The 15,716-nt window shown below is 46.8% G+C and carries 20 protein-coding genes and 1 CRISPR repeat array (1 of these 21 only partly in view); of the genes, 9 read left to right on the top strand and 11 right to left on the bottom strand.

Annotation, left to right across the window (positions count from 1 at the left end; translation table 11 throughout):
• Nucleotides 1–1,218: direct repeats of the CRISPR family, unit length 28 nt; unit sequence GTTCACTGCCGTGCAGGCAGCTTAGAAA (it extends 251 nt beyond the left edge of the window).
• Between the two features lie 79 nt (nucleotides 1,219–1,297).
• Genes DKW60_RS13015 through DKW60_RS13005 form a run of 3 tightly spaced genes read right to left on the bottom strand, consistent with a single transcriptional unit; the run spans nucleotide 1,298 to nucleotide 2,704 of the window.
• The gene (locus DKW60_RS13015) at nucleotides 1,298–1,510 is read right to left on the bottom strand and encodes a fasciclin domain-containing protein (protein ID WP_109838089.1); all 213 of its coding nucleotides are present in this window, start codon (nucleotides 1,508–1,510) and stop codon (nucleotides 1,298–1,300) included.
• Nucleotides 1,511–1,530: 20 nt separating this feature from the next.
• Nucleotides 1,531–2,208, bottom strand: a complete 678-nt coding sequence (locus DKW60_RS13010; RefSeq protein ID WP_109838088.1) for an anti-sigma factor — start codon at nucleotides 2,206–2,208, stop codon at nucleotides 1,531–1,533.
• A complete protein-coding gene (locus tag DKW60_RS13005) occupies nucleotides 2,201–2,704 on the bottom strand; it encodes a sigma-70 family RNA polymerase sigma factor (RefSeq protein WP_181389691.1) in 504 nt (167 codons plus the stop codon). The genes DKW60_RS13010 and DKW60_RS13005 overlap by 8 nt, the downstream gene beginning before the upstream one ends.
• A gap of 249 nt (nucleotides 2,705–2,953) precedes the next feature.
• On the opposite strand from DKW60_RS13005, the gene DKW60_RS13000 reads away from it, so the two are divergent.
• The 3 genes from DKW60_RS13000 to DKW60_RS12990 all read left to right on the top strand — a co-directional run bounded on the left by DKW60_RS13000 (nucleotide 2,954) and on the right by DKW60_RS12990 (nucleotide 4,726).
• Nucleotides 2,954–3,334 carry a VOC family protein gene (locus DKW60_RS13000; RefSeq protein WP_109838087.1) on the top strand — a complete coding sequence of 127 codons (381 nt, stop codon included), beginning with the start codon at nucleotides 2,954–2,956 and terminating at the stop codon, nucleotides 3,332–3,334.
• Between the two features lie 78 nt (nucleotides 3,335–3,412).
• Nucleotides 3,413–4,225 carry a hypothetical protein gene (locus DKW60_RS12995; RefSeq protein WP_109838086.1) on the top strand — a complete coding sequence of 271 codons (813 nt, stop codon included), beginning with the start codon at nucleotides 3,413–3,415 and terminating at the stop codon, nucleotides 4,223–4,225.
• A 12-nt stretch (nucleotides 4,226–4,237) separates the two neighbouring features.
• A complete protein-coding gene (locus tag DKW60_RS12990) occupies nucleotides 4,238–4,726 on the top strand; it encodes an enolase-like domain-containing protein (RefSeq protein ID WP_109838085.1) in 489 nt (162 codons plus the stop codon).
• 58 nt (nucleotides 4,727–4,784) lie between these two features.
• Here the strand turns inward: DKW60_RS12990 and DKW60_RS12985 are convergent, their stop codons facing one another.
• The 3 genes from DKW60_RS12985 to DKW60_RS12975 all read right to left on the bottom strand — a co-directional run bounded on the left by DKW60_RS12985 (nucleotide 4,785) and on the right by DKW60_RS12975 (nucleotide 7,095).
• Nucleotides 4,785–5,213, bottom strand: coding sequence for a DUF3429 domain-containing protein (locus DKW60_RS12985; RefSeq protein ID WP_109838084.1), 429 nt, complete (start codon nucleotides 5,211–5,213; stop codon nucleotides 4,785–4,787).
• A gap of 114 nt (nucleotides 5,214–5,327) precedes the next feature.
• Nucleotides 5,328–5,705, bottom strand: a complete 378-nt coding sequence (locus DKW60_RS12980; RefSeq protein WP_109838083.1) for a DUF3127 domain-containing protein — start codon at nucleotides 5,703–5,705, stop codon at nucleotides 5,328–5,330.
• 73 nt (nucleotides 5,706–5,778) lie between these two features.
• Complete coding sequence (locus tag DKW60_RS12975) at nucleotides 5,779–7,095, bottom strand: toll/interleukin-1 receptor domain-containing protein (RefSeq protein WP_146203481.1); 1,317 nt, start codon at nucleotides 7,093–7,095, stop codon at nucleotides 5,779–5,781.
• Between the two features lie 163 nt (nucleotides 7,096–7,258).
• Between DKW60_RS12975 and DKW60_RS12970 the strand changes: the two genes are divergently transcribed.
• Nucleotides 7,259–8,728 (top strand): DUF4331 domain-containing protein, encoded by a 1,470-nt coding sequence (locus tag DKW60_RS12970; protein WP_109838081.1) that lies wholly within the window; start codon nucleotides 7,259–7,261, stop codon nucleotides 8,726–8,728.
• 18 nt (nucleotides 8,729–8,746) lie between these two features.
• On the top strand, nucleotides 8,747–9,019 hold the full coding sequence (locus DKW60_RS12965; protein ID WP_109838080.1) for a hypothetical protein: 273 nt from the start codon (nucleotides 8,747–8,749) through the stop codon (nucleotides 9,017–9,019).
• 77 nt (nucleotides 9,020–9,096) lie between these two features.
• Here DKW60_RS12965 and DKW60_RS12960 read toward each other — a convergent pair whose 3' ends face one another.
• From DKW60_RS12960 to DKW60_RS12950, 3 genes are read right to left on the bottom strand one after another with little or no spacing between them, the layout of a single operon-like run.
• Nucleotides 9,097–9,570, bottom strand: a complete 474-nt coding sequence (locus DKW60_RS12960; protein WP_109838079.1) for a cupin domain-containing protein — start codon at nucleotides 9,568–9,570, stop codon at nucleotides 9,097–9,099.
• Nucleotides 9,557–9,982 (bottom strand): RNA polymerase sigma factor, encoded by a 426-nt coding sequence (locus DKW60_RS12955; protein ID WP_109838078.1) that lies wholly within the window; start codon nucleotides 9,980–9,982, stop codon nucleotides 9,557–9,559. The genes DKW60_RS12960 and DKW60_RS12955 overlap by 14 nt, the downstream gene beginning before the upstream one ends.
• On the bottom strand, nucleotides 9,951–10,151 hold the full coding sequence (locus tag DKW60_RS12950) for an RNA polymerase sigma factor (RefSeq protein WP_109838077.1): 201 nt from the start codon (nucleotides 10,149–10,151) through the stop codon (nucleotides 9,951–9,953). Before DKW60_RS12950 ends, DKW60_RS12955 begins: the two co-directional genes overlap by 32 nt.
• Nucleotides 10,152–10,471: 320 nt before the next feature.
• On the opposite strand from DKW60_RS12950, the gene DKW60_RS12945 reads away from it, so the two are divergent.
• From DKW60_RS12945 to DKW60_RS12930, 4 genes are read left to right on the top strand one after another with little or no spacing between them, the layout of a single operon-like run.
• Nucleotides 10,472–11,767 carry a hypothetical protein gene (locus tag DKW60_RS12945; protein WP_109838076.1) on the top strand — a complete coding sequence of 432 codons (1,296 nt, stop codon included), beginning with the start codon at nucleotides 10,472–10,474 and terminating at the stop codon, nucleotides 11,765–11,767.
• Complete coding sequence (locus tag DKW60_RS12940; protein ID WP_109838075.1) at nucleotides 11,760–11,948, top strand: hypothetical protein; 189 nt, start codon at nucleotides 11,760–11,762, stop codon at nucleotides 11,946–11,948. The genes DKW60_RS12945 and DKW60_RS12940 overlap by 8 nt, the downstream gene beginning before the upstream one ends.
• A gap of 2 nt (nucleotides 11,949–11,950) precedes the next feature.
• Nucleotides 11,951–12,403 (top strand): NfeD family protein, encoded by a 453-nt coding sequence (locus DKW60_RS12935; RefSeq protein ID WP_109838074.1) that lies wholly within the window; start codon nucleotides 11,951–11,953, stop codon nucleotides 12,401–12,403.
• Between the two features lie 11 nt (nucleotides 12,404–12,414).
• The gene (locus DKW60_RS12930) at nucleotides 12,415–13,269 is read left to right on the top strand and encodes an SPFH domain-containing protein (protein ID WP_109838073.1); all 855 of its coding nucleotides are present in this window, start codon (nucleotides 12,415–12,417) and stop codon (nucleotides 13,267–13,269) included.
• An 18-nt stretch (nucleotides 13,270–13,287) separates the two neighbouring features.
• Here the strand turns inward: DKW60_RS12930 and yjgA are convergent, their stop codons facing one another.
• Together yjgA and DKW60_RS12920 are read right to left on the bottom strand one after the other, a co-directional pair.
• On the bottom strand, nucleotides 13,288–13,812 hold the full coding sequence (yjgA, locus tag DKW60_RS12925; protein ID WP_109838072.1) for a ribosome biogenesis factor YjgA: 525 nt from the start codon (nucleotides 13,810–13,812) through the stop codon (nucleotides 13,288–13,290).
• Nucleotides 13,813–13,950: 138 nt separating this feature from the next.
• A complete protein-coding gene (locus DKW60_RS12920; RefSeq protein WP_146203480.1) occupies nucleotides 13,951–15,627 on the bottom strand; it encodes a hypothetical protein in 1,677 nt (558 codons plus the stop codon).
• Nucleotides 15,628–15,716: the final 89 nt, after the last annotated feature.

Here is a 15,716-nt window from a genome sequence, read left to right as displayed (position 1 = left end):
GTGCAGGCAGCTTAGAAATAAAGGACAACTCACAAAATCACATCTCTAGAGTTCACTGCCGTGCAGGCAGCTTAGAAAATTGTAAAACCTGATGAGGCTGAGTCGATGCTGTTCACTGCCGTGCAGGCAGCTTAGAAATGGTAGCATTTTTACGTGCGCTCGTTGACAGCGTTCACTGCCGTGCAGGCAGCTTAGAAACTGCGGTGTCGTGTAGGTTAGTATTCTATGTCGTTCACTGCCGTGCAGGCAGCTTAGAAATGTCTCAAACGAACCAGAGAGCAAGCCATTTTGTTCACTGCCGTGCAGGCAGCTTAGAAAAGCCTGCGGGGCTTGGCCAACGTGGTGATTAAGTTCACTGCCGTGCAGGCAGCTTAGAAATGTATCACTAAACGCCTGCAATGCCGCAATCAGTTCACTGCCGTGCAGGCAGCTTAGAAAACAACGTCGCGACATCGGCATCAAACGTGGCCGTTCACTGCCGTGCAGGCAGCTTAGAAAAATGCCGTTTGCGAGAAAGCGAAGCGCAGGTCGTTCACTGCCGTGCAGGCAGCTTAGAAAATACTCAGCCGCCAACACCGGATAAGCCACTAGTTCACTGCCGTGCAGGCAGCTTAGAAATTGCCAGCGTCAGTGACTTAACCAGCCTTAGCGTTCACTGCCGTGCAGGCAGCTTAGAAATTGGACTTTGCGAGCGCCTTTTGTTTTGTAGTGTTCACTGCCGTGCAGGCAGCTTAGAAACTTGAAGTCTGGCGCATTCATTCGGAGTCAGTGTTCACTGCCGTGCAGGCAGCTTAGAAAACCGCGCGCTTTAGCCGTACCCAGCTTGGGTGGTTCACTGCCGTGCAGGCAGCTTAGAAAAATACCGGCCAAACTATGCGCCTGAGACTTATGTTCACTGCCGTGCAGGCAGCTTAGAAAGTGAAATCCGTTCAGGGCGATATGTCGGAAGTGTTCACTGCCGTGCAGGCAGCTTAGAAATGCAGTTTGAAAAAAATCCGAGTGATAAATTAGTTCACTGCCGTGCAGGCAGCTTAGAAAGATGTGCCGGGGGGCAAGTTCCGGCTGTTAGAGTTCACTGCCGTGCAGGCAGCTTAGAAATGCCAGCTGATCCAACGGGTATGCATCGGCGTGTTCACTGCCGTGCAGGCAGCTTAGAAATGCTTCTGTAATCAAAGAAGAAGTAGATGAGCGTTCACTGCCGAGCAGGCAGCTTAGAGATACTACTTCAATAATTTCGAGGAACTCACCAGTCCCATAAAAAACTAGTGAGTACCCCAAGTCGACTCTAATCAGCGACTTATTGCTTTGGCAACATCACAGTATCAATAACATGAATCACACCATTTGATTGCTTAACATCAGCAACAGTCACCGTAGCGACACGGCCATTTTCATCCGTTAGCATAATCTTGTCGCCGCTGTAACTTGCTTGTAACACGCAACCGCCAAGTGTTTTAACCGGATGTTTGCCGCCGTCATCATTGATAATGCCTCTAATGGCCATTGACATAGAATAAATTTAAATCAGGCTTAAATGGCCTGAATGGTTGCCGTTACGAGCACGGTACCAGTAGGGCTGCCCGTCGGTGATCCGCCCAGTGGCTCATCACTTAAGGCCAGGGTTGCGCCGTTTAATGACTTGGCAAGTGCTGGTGCAATCGTGATTGCTCCTTTTTTAAGGGACGACATCACGCCTAACGATACCGGCGGCTGATCACCAATAATTACCCAAAGTTCAAAGTCCCGACCCGCTTCGGGCGTGCCAGTGAACGAGGTCATTTTGAGTGATTGCAACTGCTCGTCATACAGCGCAGTCACCGCAAGGTTGTTGTCTGCAGAGGTGAGCTGCGCCGTGTAGGTGGGCGTAAATGGTGCAGGGGAGTCGATTAACACCACGATGGCAAGTATCAGAGCCAGCGCCAAACCACCTGCCCAGCGGATATTAAACCACCTGCCGGGCGTTCTTTCTGGCTCAGGTTCACCAAACAGGCGCTTTTGTATATCGGCTTTGAGTGATTCCGGTGGTTCGACCGCTTCAATTTCATTGGATAATTTGGCGAAGTACTCTGTCCAGCGAATGTATTCTGCGCGTAGACCGTCGTCATGCGTCAGCCGTTCGGCAAAGTCTTTGGCTTCTTTAGGTTCCATTAGGCCAAGGGTATATTCAGCCACCAGAACCGTATCTTGGTTTTCCTTGATATCAGTCATTTGTTAGGCACCCTTTTAGTTTTAATAGACTTCGACGCAACCAGGTTCGCATGGTGTTGATGGGTACTTCATGGCGTTCTGCTAAGTCGGCATAGCTGGAGCCATGTAAGTAAGCACTTCGAACGGCGTCTGCCAGATCACTATTGGCCAGTGATTCAGCTTCGGGGCTTTGTCCTGCGTCCACCAGCTGCGTTAATTCATCAGGGGAGTGATGTTGTGCATCATTCGAACGAAGCTTATCAATGGCGGTATTTCTGGCGATGGTTATTAGCCAGGTCATTGGGCTAAGTCCATTTATTTGGTAATGGTCAGCACTCATCCATATCTTGATGTAAGTCTCTTGCAAGGCATCTTCGGCGAGGTCATGGCGCTTTAGTATCTTGAGGCAAACACTGTAAAGCTTGGCGGCAGTGGCGTCGTAAATATGCCCAAATGCTGCCTGATCACCGAGCGCGGCTTGTGAGATAAAGCGCTCTAAATCGGCTTTTTCCATCATATATCATCCTTTGTTTGCCTTTGTCGTCGGCTGTGTTTGGGTATACGCAAGCTAGATTGCTACTAGATTTAGTTATTTCGCTGATTAGGTAATGATTAGTGCCGGCCTCTAAAGAATCCTTTAATATCCACCTTTTTACAGTTGGTTTGGGTTTGACATGTCGGTTGATGAGCCGACGTTAGATATCAATGGCGTACCGCTGACACTGGGTGGTACTCGGTGCCCGTTTTTTGAAGAAGGTGTAATGCGATGCAAATTAATAAGCTTGATCATGTCAATATCCGTACTAATCAGTTAGCAGTGATGATCGATTGGTACCGCGATGTATTGGGTCTGGAGCTGGGCGAGCGGCCTGACTTTAATTTTAATGGTGCATGGATGTATGCCGGAAATGATCCGGTTGTCCACTTAATTGAAGTGGAAGGTGAGGCTGGCCATGGCTCAGAGGATAAGCTAAAACTTGAGCATTTCGCTTTGTCTGCCAGCGGCTGTTCTGAGTTTTTATCACGCTTAGATAGCAAAGGCATTACATTCCGCCGCTCAGGCATTAAGTCGCTTAATCTCATCCAGATTAATGTCTGGGACCCGGACGGCAACCATATTCACATCGATTTTGATGAGCATGAATAAGGTACTGGTCTGTTAATGATTTAAGGTTATTGACTTAGCGCTGTGCTGATCAGAACAACAAAGTAAGGAAATCAACCATTGAAGACCGATAACACTATCATCGAGAACTTGTATAACCGCATCACCAATGATGAAGATGCACGGGTATGTAAGGATATTCCGGAGTCAGCATGCAATGACCAGCCACGTAATTTCTTTGCGTATCTTGGGGCGAATGCGCTGGGCAAGGTGGCGGATGAAATTGGTAGTGCCAAACTGATTATTCCGTGGGTGTTTGGCATGTTGGCGGTGCCAGCTGTATTCACCGGTTTCTTAGTGCCGATTCGTGAGGCGGGTGTGTTATTACCTCAGCTAGCGGTAGCTGCTGCCGTACGGCGTGTTGCGATTCGCAAAACAATCTTGCTGATTGGGTCGATTTTGTCTGCCTTGAGTATGTTTGGCATGGCTTATGCTGCGGTGAGTTTCGAAGGTGTCTCGGCTGGTGTGGCAATCATATTGATGCTGATTATCTTTAGTTTATCACGGGGTTTATGCTCGGTGTCTGCCAAAGATGTGTTGGGTAAAACGGTGTCAAAAAGTCGCCGTGGTGCGCTAATGGGATGGAGTAGCAGTATTTCCGGGGTTGCTGTGATCTTTGTCGGCCTCTGGTTGGGCACGATTGATTTGGCTGCTGCGGGTATTCATGTCTTTGCCAGTTTGTTGATTGCCGGTGGGATATTATGGGTGATTGCCACTGCGATTTTCGCCAGCATTATCGAGCAACCCGGTGCAACTGAGGGCGGTGGTAATGCGCTGACGGTTGCCCTGAAGCAATTAAGTCTGCTTAAAACCGATGAGCCGTTTCCACTGTGTGCCGTATCGATATTATCCAGCAATATGCTTGCCGCTTAAGGGGGAGAGAAATTGATTATAAAAGAAGTAAGGGTCATCACGTGTTGCCCTGGTCGTAACTTTGTCACTCTTAAAATCATGACTGAATGTGGTTTAGTGGGGATTGGCGATGCTACTGTGAATGGCCGCGAAATGGCGGTGTATACCTATCTTCGGGAGCATGTGGCACCGTGTTTAATTGGTCGCAATGCGCATGATATTGAAGACATCTGGCAGTATTTGTATCGTGGCGTGTATTGGCGCAGAGGCCCGATTAATATGGCGGCAGTAGCAGCGGTTGATATGGCTTTGTGGGATATTAAAGGGAAAGCGGCAGGCATGCCGGTGTATCAGTTGTTGGGAGGTAAGAGCCGTAAAGAGGTGCTGACCTATGCGCATGCCAATGGTGATGCGCCGGGGCTGGGCGTAGAGTTCGATGAGGAGGCGGCTGCGAAGTACCCTTACAAACGTTCATACCTGCCAGTGAGTCGATTAGAAGACGGTACTTTGTGGCACTGGTAATCGCTATTGATCAAACCGCCAAGATGGCTACGCCTGACGAGATTAATCAGGACGCCGATTAACCCAGCCACAACATAAGTCCATGAGCGATAACGACTAAAGTGGTTACATTGCGTCGTAAACTCAGATAGTAACTTGGTTTGTTAAGAGGCTTCATAAACGTTGCCTCCAACAAATACAGCGCCACAAAGCCAAGGGCTACCATCACTAGTGTGAGTGATGGTGAGCCTAATAAAAAGGTGAACCAAGCAGCAAGCGTAATGGCGTTTGTGGCAATCGCAATCGCTTTGATGTGGCTTTGTTCATTAATGACTTGCCCCCACAATGTGCCTGCCATAAAACTCAAAATCACCAAGCCATAGCTCAGAAACCATTGGCTTGCTGTAACCCCGAGAAACGTATTGCCAGCAAAGCTGAGGCCAGCAGCCAGAAAAAAGGGTGCTGCACCCAGATAGGTTAACAACTTAATTAGGTTTGCATTATTCATGATTAATAGCGCTTTCAGTGTCTGGTTTCGTGTTGTTCAACTCTATCAACTGAAGCGCTCAGTATCGAAAGCAAACACTATTTTTCATACAATTTACTGATAGGGTCAGCGTGTTTAAAACGGAATATCTTCGTCAAATGGAGGGGCACCGTTGTCATCCCAGCCTTGCGGTGGTTGCTCCTGACTGTCTGAAACAGAGCCAACTTTCCAGGCTTGTAAACTAGTAAAGCATTTCTCTGGCTTGCCACCACTTGACCATAAGCGACCTGATAAATTAAACGTCACTTGTATCTCATCACCAACCTTATAGTTATCCATCAATGCGCATTTGTCTTTGATCAACTCAAGCGCCACGTAGTTTGGATATTGGCTGTTTTCGTCAGGCCCTGTCAGCTGGATAACGAACTCGCGCTTGGTAAAGCCGTTGCTGCCATATTCAGTGGTTTGGCCAATAGAATGAATGGTGCCTTGCGCCTCGTAGGATTTAGACATGTCGTAACCTTAAATCTTTGTTGGAAATAATAGGATGGCGATTATAGGTGCTTATTAACTATTTTGCATTGAGTCAGCGCGTAATTGATTGAATGAGCCGCTGAATGCTCTCATCGAATTGATCATCATGAATGCGGATGGCATTACGAGTACTCAGCGCCTTCAGGGTATCCGGCAGTTCGTCAGGCTCAGGCATCTCAGCGCCTCTCAGTAATACCGGAATAACCCGCAAATCTTTTGTCAGCGCAGTCGCTACTTCCATTCGCACAAAGTCTTCTGCATTGTCCAGACGTCTTCCTTGTGAATTACTGGCGTTAAGCCAACTATTACCAATCATTACTAACACGGTATCGGCTTTGTTTAGCACTTTCTCGATGTGCTTGGCAAAATCCTCACCGTGAGGAATATCATCCATATCCATAAATACAGATTCATCGCCTAGTGCGGATTTGAGCTTTTCGTAGATGGCGAGGGTATAGCCGCTGCTGTCATCACGACGATAGCTGATGAATATAGATTCATTGCCCGATGCTGCGGCGTAGTGTTTGTCTGGCTTGTTGCGTCGACGAACCAGTATCGCTGCCAGTGGTATGGCTAATAACAGACCCAGCCAATGCCAATGTTGTGAAATCCAGTTTTGTGCCTCTTTAGTGGTATCGACCTGTACTTTGATTGCTTTATTGAGTACGCGGTCTTTTTGGCGAATACTGCCGTCAGGATAGTTATAGAGAGCTGTGACTAACAACTGTAGCTGTTGCTCTCCGGATTGGCGCGGGGTTACCTGAAACACCCACTCGGTATATTCATCATCATCCAGCAGTGGGTCATCGACTAATTGCTCCGGGGCACTGACGCTGTGAATATCAAAGGGGTCTCCCTTTTGTGAATCACCACAGCACAGTTGAACTTTCATGGTTTGGCTAATGGGAATTTCATCTTTTTGTATGGCGCCGGAGCCTGTAAGATTGTCTTCACTGATTTCATTTTTAGCAATACGCACTTCCACTGTTTCAGTAACATTCATGGTCATTTCTGTAGGCGGGTTATACAGAATATTACCAATCGTTTTACTGGGCCTCTGGGCCGCAGCACCGCCAGCGCTTGGCTCAACCATCATTGGTTCTACAATAACCGGTTCTTCAATGATCGGTTCTGCCATACCCGAATCAATCGAGCCAGCCGGCGCGGATGTAACCACTGGTGCGGACATAGTTGGTGCTGGCTCAATGACCGCTGCGGGTGGAGGAGGTGCTGCTTCTGTGTCGTTTTCCTCAATTGCCTGAGATTGACTAACATCATTGTCTGTTTTCTTGCTGAAACAGCCTGTGATCAACGTGACCAGCATGACAATCGTCATTGCTGTAGTAAGCGTTTTTAGTGTGTGTTTCACAAACTATGTCCCTATGGTTTGTTAATGCATCGATCCCTTAAATATAGCGCATTTGAAAAAAGTTTAAGAAAATTAAATCCGGTTTGAAAAATAGCTGCGTAACTCCTTACAACAGGTTCATTTGAGCCTTTTGTTACACCACACGAAAGTTGAGGAGTTAACTATGAAAGCATCACACACACTTACCGTTGCAACACTTGCCCTGGCGATTTCAGGCGTAGTCAATGCATCGAGCCACCGCGAAGCACCGTTTATTACGGCAAACCCAAAAGTTGACGCCACTGACTTTTATGCCTTCAGAAGTTATGAGGAAGGTCGCGAAGATTACGTGACGTTGATTGCTAATTACAATCCCCTGCAAGACCCATACGGCGGTCCGAATTATTTCAGTCTGGCCGCAGATGCGCTATATGAAATGCACATTGATAACACTGGTGATGGTGTTGAAGATTTGACATTCCAATTTCAGGTGACGAACGAGTTGGGCAATGATGGCAGCGGTCTGACGTTAGCGATCGATGGAAAAGACATGGCTGTGCCGTTAAAGAATATTGGTGCGGTGACCAGCAGTAACTCTGACAGCTTAAACTTTAAAGAGTCTTATGCGCTAACAATGGTGAAAGGCGATCGACGCACCGGCAGCAAGCATGTCGTGAAGAATGCAGCAACTGGTTCCGGTAGTTTTGCTAAGCCCTTCGATAATGTTGGTGAAAAGACGTTTGGCGAACAGGCTTATGCAGATTATGCAGACAGCTTTATTCATGAGGTTACGTTAACGGGTTGTCCGGTTGGCTCACAAAGCGGTCGGGTATTTGTTGGTCAGCGTAAAGATCCGTTCTCGGTAAACTTAGGTGAGATTTTTGATTTGGTGAATACCAATCCATTAGGCTCGACAGATGGTGAAGCGGATGATCTGGCAGACAAAAACGTGACTACTTTTGCGCTGGAAGTGCCGATTACGTGCCTGACGAACGACAATGATAGCGGAATTATTGGTTCGTGGATTACTGCGAGTTTACCGCAAGTTCGTATATTAGATCCCAGTCCTAAAAACTTGCAGGCTGATGTCTCAGCAGGTGCCTGGACTCAGGTCTCACGCTTAGGTATGCCTCTGGTGAATGAGGTGGTGATTGGATTGCCGGATAAGAATTTATTTAATGCCAGTGAGCCGAAGGATGACACGCAGTTTCTGGATTATGTGACTAGCCCGACGTTACCTGTTCTGTTGAATGCCTTGTTTGGTGTTACCGCTCCTACTGCGGAAGGACGTCCTGATTTGGTTGCAGCATTCCTGACTGGACTAGAAGGTGTGAATGCTAACGGGTCTGTCGGTGAGATGGTACGTTTGAATACGAGTCTTCCCGTGACAGACAAAGGTGACCAACACAATCTGGGTGTAGCTGCTGGTGATGTAGCCGGTTTCCCAAATGGTCGTCGTCCGGGTGATGACGTGGTTGATGCGGAAATCCGGGTTGCGATGGGCTTACTATGCCACTTGGATCTGGGTTTGTGTGACCCTGAGGATGCACCAAGCGGAGATTTAGCTTATACCGATGGTGTCACACAAAGTGCTGCGCAGTTTGATGCAACATTCCCTTACCTGATTACGCCTATTGGCGGGTCATCTAACTAAACAAAGGAGGGTGACACGATGAAATTCCGATACTTAAATGCAGTGATTTTGCTAAGTTCAACGTTGATTCTGACAGCTTGTTTCAACAGCAGTAGCGACAAGAAAACAGGCGCAACTGCAAATCAGGCAAGTTCTTTAGCCAATAAGTCAGCTGATGCTGATCCCGGGATGATCCTTGATCCGGGGGCGTTGACATCAGATATTACGGCTTTATTTGGCGCAGCCGATGCTGATCCGGTTGATGTAAAAGATAATGATACCGTTCAAACTGTCATTAAACGTTTACAGTAATCAGTACTTTGATAGCAGCTAAATGAAAATGGGACCCTCGGGTCCCATTTTTTTTAATCTCCAAACCTTGTTACTGATCAGATTGGTAGTGGCCCATTCAAATATATCAGGGCACCAGTAGGAGACCGGTGTTTACCATGTTTCATGCCTGCTGCTGCGTAGTGATAATCACCTTTCTTAAGGTGTAGATCACCCATCCATAACTCACCTTCTAGCATGATGCATTCTTCACCAAACTCGTGAACATGACTCGGCATTTCAAAGCCTGGCTCTAAGCGTGCCAGGTAGGTCAATGAGCCATTCTCATCTGCTTCTTTCAGAATCTTGATAAATCCACCGGGTAACGCTTCAACCCAGCCATCATCACTGGCACGTACTGTGATATAGCCCGGGCCTTCGCCTGAGTGTTCCTGAGCAACCCTATCCATAATATTACCGCGTAACTTGGCTTTCAGGTCGATAGGCATTGGTACGGCAGATTCATTGTCTGCCAAGGCTTGCATGATGTCTTCATCAAGCTCGTTGTTCAGAGCGTAATTATGCTTGTTCATAGCAATCTCTCTTGACCAAATCAGGTTTGGTCATCGCTGCCCGCAAAATAGCCTGCGAACGGCGTAAGGTGGTTTTTACAGTACCCAGTGGTTGGTTGATATAGTTTGCTATTTCATTGTGGGTCATGTCTCGGTAAAACGCTAACGCAATCATTTGTCGTTGTTGTTCATTCAGCAACTGAAGCGCTTCTTGCAGCACTGAACCTTCTTCTGCTTCCAAAGTTTGGGTGCAAGGGTCAGGGTTAGTGACATCAACAGCATCGAAATTGTCCGGTATGGCGTCCTGAAGTCTGGTTCGTGATTGTTCACGTCTTAGTGCATCAAATGCCCGGCTTCGTGCCATCATTAACAACCAGGCTATTGGTGTTGCACGTTCAGCGTCAAACTTCGACGCGTTGCGCCAGACCTGCATAATACAAGTCGCCAACGATTTCTTCGGTTAGCGGTTTGTTATTAGTTAACTTCAGTACGAAACCATATATCCGGTTAGCCGTCGCATCATAAAGCTCACCCAAGGCTTGTTGATTCTCTTGTTGAATTTTATCAATTAAGAGGCACAAATCTTCCTGATTTTGAGTCATATGCTCGTTCCGTTGTACAGTTCTAAAGAGTGTATCACATGTCTGTGAAATGAGACTCAGGATGATTATTCATTTGGGTATTATTCGAATGAATAGTGATTCTGAACTGTTTGCAGGTTGGTTGCTCGAACATAGAGAATGATTCATTCCCTTACTTTTTTCAGAGTAATACTTAGGGTGTTGTGATTGAAGTCGTGGGGCAGATGAATGGTTAGTGCAAGCTTATGAGTGGCTTGGCTTCGCTAGCTATGCTCAAAGAATCGCAGTATAGTGAGTTATTAATGACTTAATCTTAATGCATAACAACAATAGGAGGCTCTATGACTGCTGAGGTGATCATACTTAATTCTTCAGGTGTTGCACTTGCTGCTGACAGTGCAGTGACCATTGGTGGGACCAAAATTTATAACACCGCGATTAAACTGATGGCACTGTCAAAAACAGAGCCAGTTGGCATTATGGTCTATGGTAATGCTGGTTTGATGGGGGTCCCCTGGGAGACCTTGATCAAGATTTATCGTGTTGCGCTTAAAGATAAGCAGATGGATACGTTGGAAGACTACGCGGAAGATTTTCTATCCTATCTGAAAGGACGCATGGATTTGTTTCCGCCAGAACTGGAACGTCAGTGGGTTGGCGGGAATGTTTACCGGCTCTACAACCGCTTACGTGAGCAACTGATTAAAGCTGTTGAGCCACTGATGCAATCCGGAACACCTGTCAGCGAAGAGCAGGTTGCAAAGATGTTGGAAGAGCTGATTGATAAGCAGCATGAGACTTTAGGTGCTGAGCCTTATGGACTGGGGATGGATGAGGAGTTTGAGGATAAGGCACGCAGTCATTACAGTGAGTTGTTTAAAGAGTTGCTGGAAGGTGTTTTTCAGAACTTAAAACCGCGTAAGGCTTATGTCACCAAGCTGTACGATATTGCGATCTATATTCATACCCGTAATGTGTATTCACGTGCAACATCAGGCTTGGTGTTTGCTGGTTACGGTAACAAAGAAATTTACCCGTCAGTGGCTAACTATGAGATTGAGGGAATTCTACAGGGGCGTTTGAAATACCGACTTGATGAGAGTAAAAGTAAAAAGATTACTCACTCGCGTGATGCGGCGGTTTATCCCTTTGCTCAGGAGGACATGGTTAATTTGTTCTTAAATGGTGTGAATTCACAAATACTGCATCATATGACGACCGCGCTAACCGGGTTTATTGAGCGCGTGCCAGACTTAATTAAAGATGAAGATCTGAATACGGAGGTGCGTTCGGTTGCTGAGATAAAAGATTCCTTGGGCTTAAGTCTGGAGGCAGCTTTGAACTCTTATTATCAAGGTTTTGGTCAGCACATTCGTGATGTTCATATCACACCAGTCATGAATATGGTGCGTGTGTTACCGAAGGATGAGTTGGCGGCCATGGCTGAGGCTCTGGTTAATCTGACTGCCTTTAAGCGTAAAATGACCAATACGCTGGAAACAGTCGGTGGTCCAATTGATGTGGCAGTTATTTCCAAAGGTGATGGTCTGGTCTGGATTAAACGTAAGCACTATTTCCCGCCAGAGCTGAATGCGACGTTCTACAAAAATTATTTCAGAGGTATTGATAATGACTAATCGTGCAAATGAAACCAACAGAGTATTCCACTCTATGGAGCAGCTAAAGGTAGAGTTATTCCCGAATATGCCGGTTGAGATTGACGAGGATGCCCCTCAAAAGGGAGAAGTCGATGAGGCTGAAAGCTTGGCAGAAAAGTTGATTAATGAATTAATGCGTAAACCCAAAGACGAGGATTAATCATGGATTTTGTGGTGCTGTACTGGCATTGGATCGTTCTGGGTATTGGTTTAATGGCGCTTGAGATTATTCTCCCTTCATTTGTGGCGCTTTGGTTTGGTGCAGCAGCGGTGTTAGTGGGAGTGGTTGTATTGATTATTCCTTCCATGAGCCTGTCGATTCAGGTGTTATGTTGGGTAGCTATATCAATATTGCTGACATGGCTGTGGTTTAAATTCATGCAGCCATTATCCAAGGATCGTACTAAAGCAGGTTTGTCGCGTGAAGCGATCGTCGGTGAGACAGGACAGGTATTGACACCGCCAACCACTGACCGACGCGGTGTATTGCGTTTCTCAGTGCCGATTTTAGGTGCGGATGAGTGGACGTTCTTATGTGATGATGAGGTTGAGGCCGGTGACCGGGTCAGAGTCAGTGATATATCCGGGAATAGTCTGATTGTAATTAAGGTTTAAGGAGTATGGAAATGATTGATTCTGGGTTAATTCTGGCGGTGGCAGTGCTCTTTATTGTAGCAATGACCATTGCCAAAGGTGTGCGTCTTGTTCCGCAAGGTTACAAATGGGTAGTGCAACGTTTAGGGAAATATCACAAGACTTTACAGCCGGGTCTGAATATTTTGATTCCGTTTATTGACACCGTGGCTTACAAGGTGACGACCAAAGACATCGTATTGGACATTCCTTCACAGGAGGTTATCACCCGCGATAATGCTGTGATTGTGGCCAATGCAGTGGCGTATATTAATATCGTTGCGCCTGAAAAAGCAGTCTACGGTGTTGAAAATTATGTGGTAGCGATCCAAACGCTGGTACAAACGTCTCTGCGCTCCATTATTGGTGAAATGGACTTGGACTCAGCTTTGTCGTCACGTGATCTCATTAAGTCAAAGCTCAAAGGCATGATTTCAGACGATATTGCAGACTGGGGGATTGTGCTTAAAACCGTCGAAATTCAGGACATCAATCCATCTGGAACCATGCAGCATGCTATGGAAGAACAGGCAGCAGCAGAACGGGCTCGTCGTGCAACGGTCACACGTGCTGATGGTGAAAAAGAGGCGCAGATTCTGGAAGCGGATGGTCGTTTAGAAGCGTCCCGTCGTGATGCACAGGCGCAAGTAATTTTGGCTGAGGCGAGTAAGCGTTCCATTCAAATGGTGACGGAAGCGATTGGCGAGAATGAGCTGCCTGTGGTGTATTTGCTGGGTGAGAAGTACGTCGCATCACTGGAAGAAATCGCCCAGTCTGATAATTCAAAAACCGTGGTATTCCCGGCTGATATCCCCGCCGCTATCAAAGGTATGATGGGCGGGAAATAATCTTTCTGTAAGCTGTTGTCAGCCCTTATCTTGCTGCTCGTCGAGTTCGTTTAAGTATTTAAACAACAGGCGGGCAGATTTTGGAGACTTCTTAGCTTTCGCTTCTTTATTGGCATTGCGTACCATCTGACGAAGGTATTGCACATCGCAGCCCGGCAGCGTGTTGACCAGTTCGGTTAATAGCGCATTATCACCGGCTATCAATTTATCTCTCCAGCCTTCTACACGGTGTAAGCGCTCGACGGCGGCCTTTTGAGGCAACCCCTGACGGTCCATCACTGCGACCATCGCATCCATATCTTCTTCATGAATCCTGCCAGACATATAGCGGATGTGACGATTAAGCGCACCTCGCTCGATACGTCGCGCCAATACAAATTGCTCACGCATATCATCACTCATGGGTACTTCATCAAAGTGTACCTGCGGTAGCGCAATGATGCGTTTGATTAGTGCTTGCAAACCTTCCAACTCTCGCTTAATCAGCGTTTTGTTGGGCCGCTCAGCGTATATAAATTCTTGTGTTTCTTCATCCCAAGGCATGTTGTGTATTCATTTGTTTGACTGATTAGTCAGTTTATCACTTTTAAAGCGCTAAACCACTTTTTGACAGTTTTTTGATTTGCATAAAAAAGGGCGAAGCCTTTCGACTTCGCCCTTCATCAAGCTTGTGTGACTAACTTAGCGACCGCGTAGGTAGCTTGTCAGTGCACGGTACTTTGCAGAATTTGGATTCTCAGGACGCTCAAGCATCGCAAAGTAGTTACGGTTATCAATATTAGAAATACCATTGAAGTGCATCATCATGCCACCACCATTCTGGTTCCATGCACGCAGATATTGCTGATATGGACCAATCATACGAGGGTCTTGGTTAGCTTTGGAGAACAGCTCAAAGATCTTCTCGTCATAAATACGGTGTGCGCCATCTACACGAAGCAGGTGTTGGCCTCCTTCATAAGCAAGCAGTTGTACACCATACTTTTTAGCCAGTGCGACATTCGGTGCAATACGGTTCTTTACAGCACGTGGAATAGCGCCGCCCGGAATCTTATCATCAATATAGTTACCTCTATTGATTTCAGAGAAGAGCGCATTCATACCAGCAGCACCTTGATGTGCCCAGCCACGTAGAATGTTGCGGTTTTCGATACGTGCGATGTAGTCACCGAAGTAGGGTGCGATTCCATAAGCATCAATCTTAGCTGCACAGTTACCGCCTGCCAAAGGACAGCTTAGTGCTTCTTCACCCATGGCTGGTGCACCAGCGTATGCTGATAGTACACATACAACGCGTGACTTTTGATTGCCCCATACCTGCTTCCAGATATCACAGATTTCACCAGTACGCTTTGCGTTGTAGTTCAGTGCCAGCTTCAGGTTACGTGAACCTTGGTTTAGCTCTGAGTATGCACGAGGCCAGAGTTTCAGGCCTTCACGCGTGGCGTGATGCGTCGCAGGGTACATGTAGTTCCAGATTTCATTGGAATACTCGACATAGACCTTCAGACCCGGCTTCAGCTTCTGCTTAACAGTCTGGGCAAAGCGGTACAACAAGGTGTTGTCAGCAAGGTGAGGCATTGAGAACCACGGCGCTGCATTAACCTGATTGGACAGCTCAACCATGGTCTCGATTGGCATACCTGCATTGCCGTTGTAGAACGCATGGTTCGGGGTAGTGCGCTGTTCCCAGCGAGTAAATGTTGTATCTTTGGTGTTCTGCCAAGGCATGAAACGGATCGAGTTGAACGGACGAATCGTATTCAGGTAATCCGGATTAAATTTTTGGCGGCTGGCGACTTGTACGAAACGCTTAGGAATAACCTTGATATTACGGATGTAATTCTGAGGATTAATGCGAGTGATATGTAAACGTAAATTACGCTTTGTAGAATTCAATGTGAATTCAATGCGGCCAGGGCGTTGATCAGTGATCACAATATCACCGTGAGGTTTGATATCTGCATCACCCTGATAAGTAACGACGTATTCACCTAGTGTGAAGAACTCGCCTAAATCCCAAATCGCATTGATTGAGGTATAAACAGGGGCTTCAGCCTTAGTCGGTAAACGCATCGGCCAACCAAAACGATCCACTTTTACTTTATCAGTTTCGCCTGTGTTGAATGAGGTTTTCTTTGTACAACCGGGATCTATCGGGCGGTCGTTTTGCCAATCGTAGTTACATGAAGTAATCCAACCACGAGATACTTTAAATTTATCAATGAAGGGGTTAGATACTGCGATCTGGGCCAGACCACTAGTATTAAAGCCGAGTTTGTTACCCGGGTTTGCATGCGCCATTCCGGCTAGTGCGATCAATGCCGCTCCCAGACCTAATTTGCGGAAACGTTTCATCACAAGCTCCTTGTTCATCAGTCGCTGAATTCCTTGTTTTTGTATACAGACCTTGTACAGGGTCGCGCTAGAGGCACGAGTGACAAGGC

The organism is Leucothrix pacifica, from assembly GCF_003172875.1.
GTDB classification, from domain to species: Bacteria; Pseudomonadota; Gammaproteobacteria; order Thiotrichales; family Thiotrichaceae; genus Leucothrix; species Leucothrix pacifica.
Note: the sequence above shows the minus strand (reverse complement) of the source record. Positions and strands in the feature narration are given on the sequence as shown.

Coding starts and splice junctions, on each gene's coding strand:
- DKW60_RS13015 (WP_109838089.1), bottom strand. CDS start 1,510: ATGTCAATGGCCATTAGAGGCATTATCAATGATGACGGCGGCAAACAT.
- DKW60_RS13010 (WP_109838088.1), bottom strand. CDS start 2,208: ATGACTGATATCAAGGAAAACCAAGATACGGTTCTGGTGGCTGAATAT.
- DKW60_RS13005 (WP_181389691.1), bottom strand. CDS start 2,704: ATGATGGAAAAAGCCGATTTAGAGCGCTTTATCTCACAAGCCGCGCTC.
- DKW60_RS13000 (WP_109838087.1), top strand. CDS start 2,954: ATGCAAATTAATAAGCTTGATCATGTCAATATCCGTACTAATCAGTTA.
- DKW60_RS12985 (WP_109838084.1), bottom strand. CDS start 5,213: ATGAATAATGCAAACCTAATTAAGTTGTTAACCTATCTGGGTGCAGCA.
- DKW60_RS12980 (WP_109838083.1), bottom strand. CDS start 5,705: ATGTCTAAATCCTACGAGGCGCAAGGCACCATTCATTCTATTGGCCAA.
- DKW60_RS12970 (WP_109838081.1), top strand. CDS start 7,259: ATGAAAGCATCACACACACTTACCGTTGCAACACTTGCCCTGGCGATT.
- DKW60_RS12965 (WP_109838080.1), top strand. CDS start 8,747: ATGAAATTCCGATACTTAAATGCAGTGATTTTGCTAAGTTCAACGTTG.
- DKW60_RS12960 (WP_109838079.1), bottom strand. CDS start 9,570: ATGAACAAGCATAATTACGCTCTGAACAACGAGCTTGATGAAGACATC.
- DKW60_RS12955 (WP_109838078.1), bottom strand. CDS start 9,982: ATGCAGGTCTGGCGCAACGCGTCGAAGTTTGACGCTGAACGTGCAACA.
- DKW60_RS12950 (WP_109838077.1), bottom strand. CDS start 10,151: ATGACTCAAAATCAGGAAGATTTGTGCCTCTTAATTGATAAAATTCAA.
- DKW60_RS12945 (WP_109838076.1), top strand. CDS start 10,472: ATGACTGCTGAGGTGATCATACTTAATTCTTCAGGTGTTGCACTTGCT.
- DKW60_RS12940 (WP_109838075.1), top strand. CDS start 11,760: ATGACTAATCGTGCAAATGAAACCAACAGAGTATTCCACTCTATGGAG.
- DKW60_RS12935 (WP_109838074.1), top strand. CDS start 11,951: ATGGATTTTGTGGTGCTGTACTGGCATTGGATCGTTCTGGGTATTGGT.
- DKW60_RS12930 (WP_109838073.1), top strand. CDS start 12,415: ATGATTGATTCTGGGTTAATTCTGGCGGTGGCAGTGCTCTTTATTGTA.
- yjgA (WP_109838072.1), bottom strand. CDS start 13,812: ATGCCTTGGGATGAAGAAACACAAGAATTTATATACGCTGAGCGGCCC.
- DKW60_RS12920 (WP_146203480.1), bottom strand. CDS start 15,627: ATGAAACGTTTCCGCAAATTAGGTCTGGGAGCGGCATTGATCGCACTA.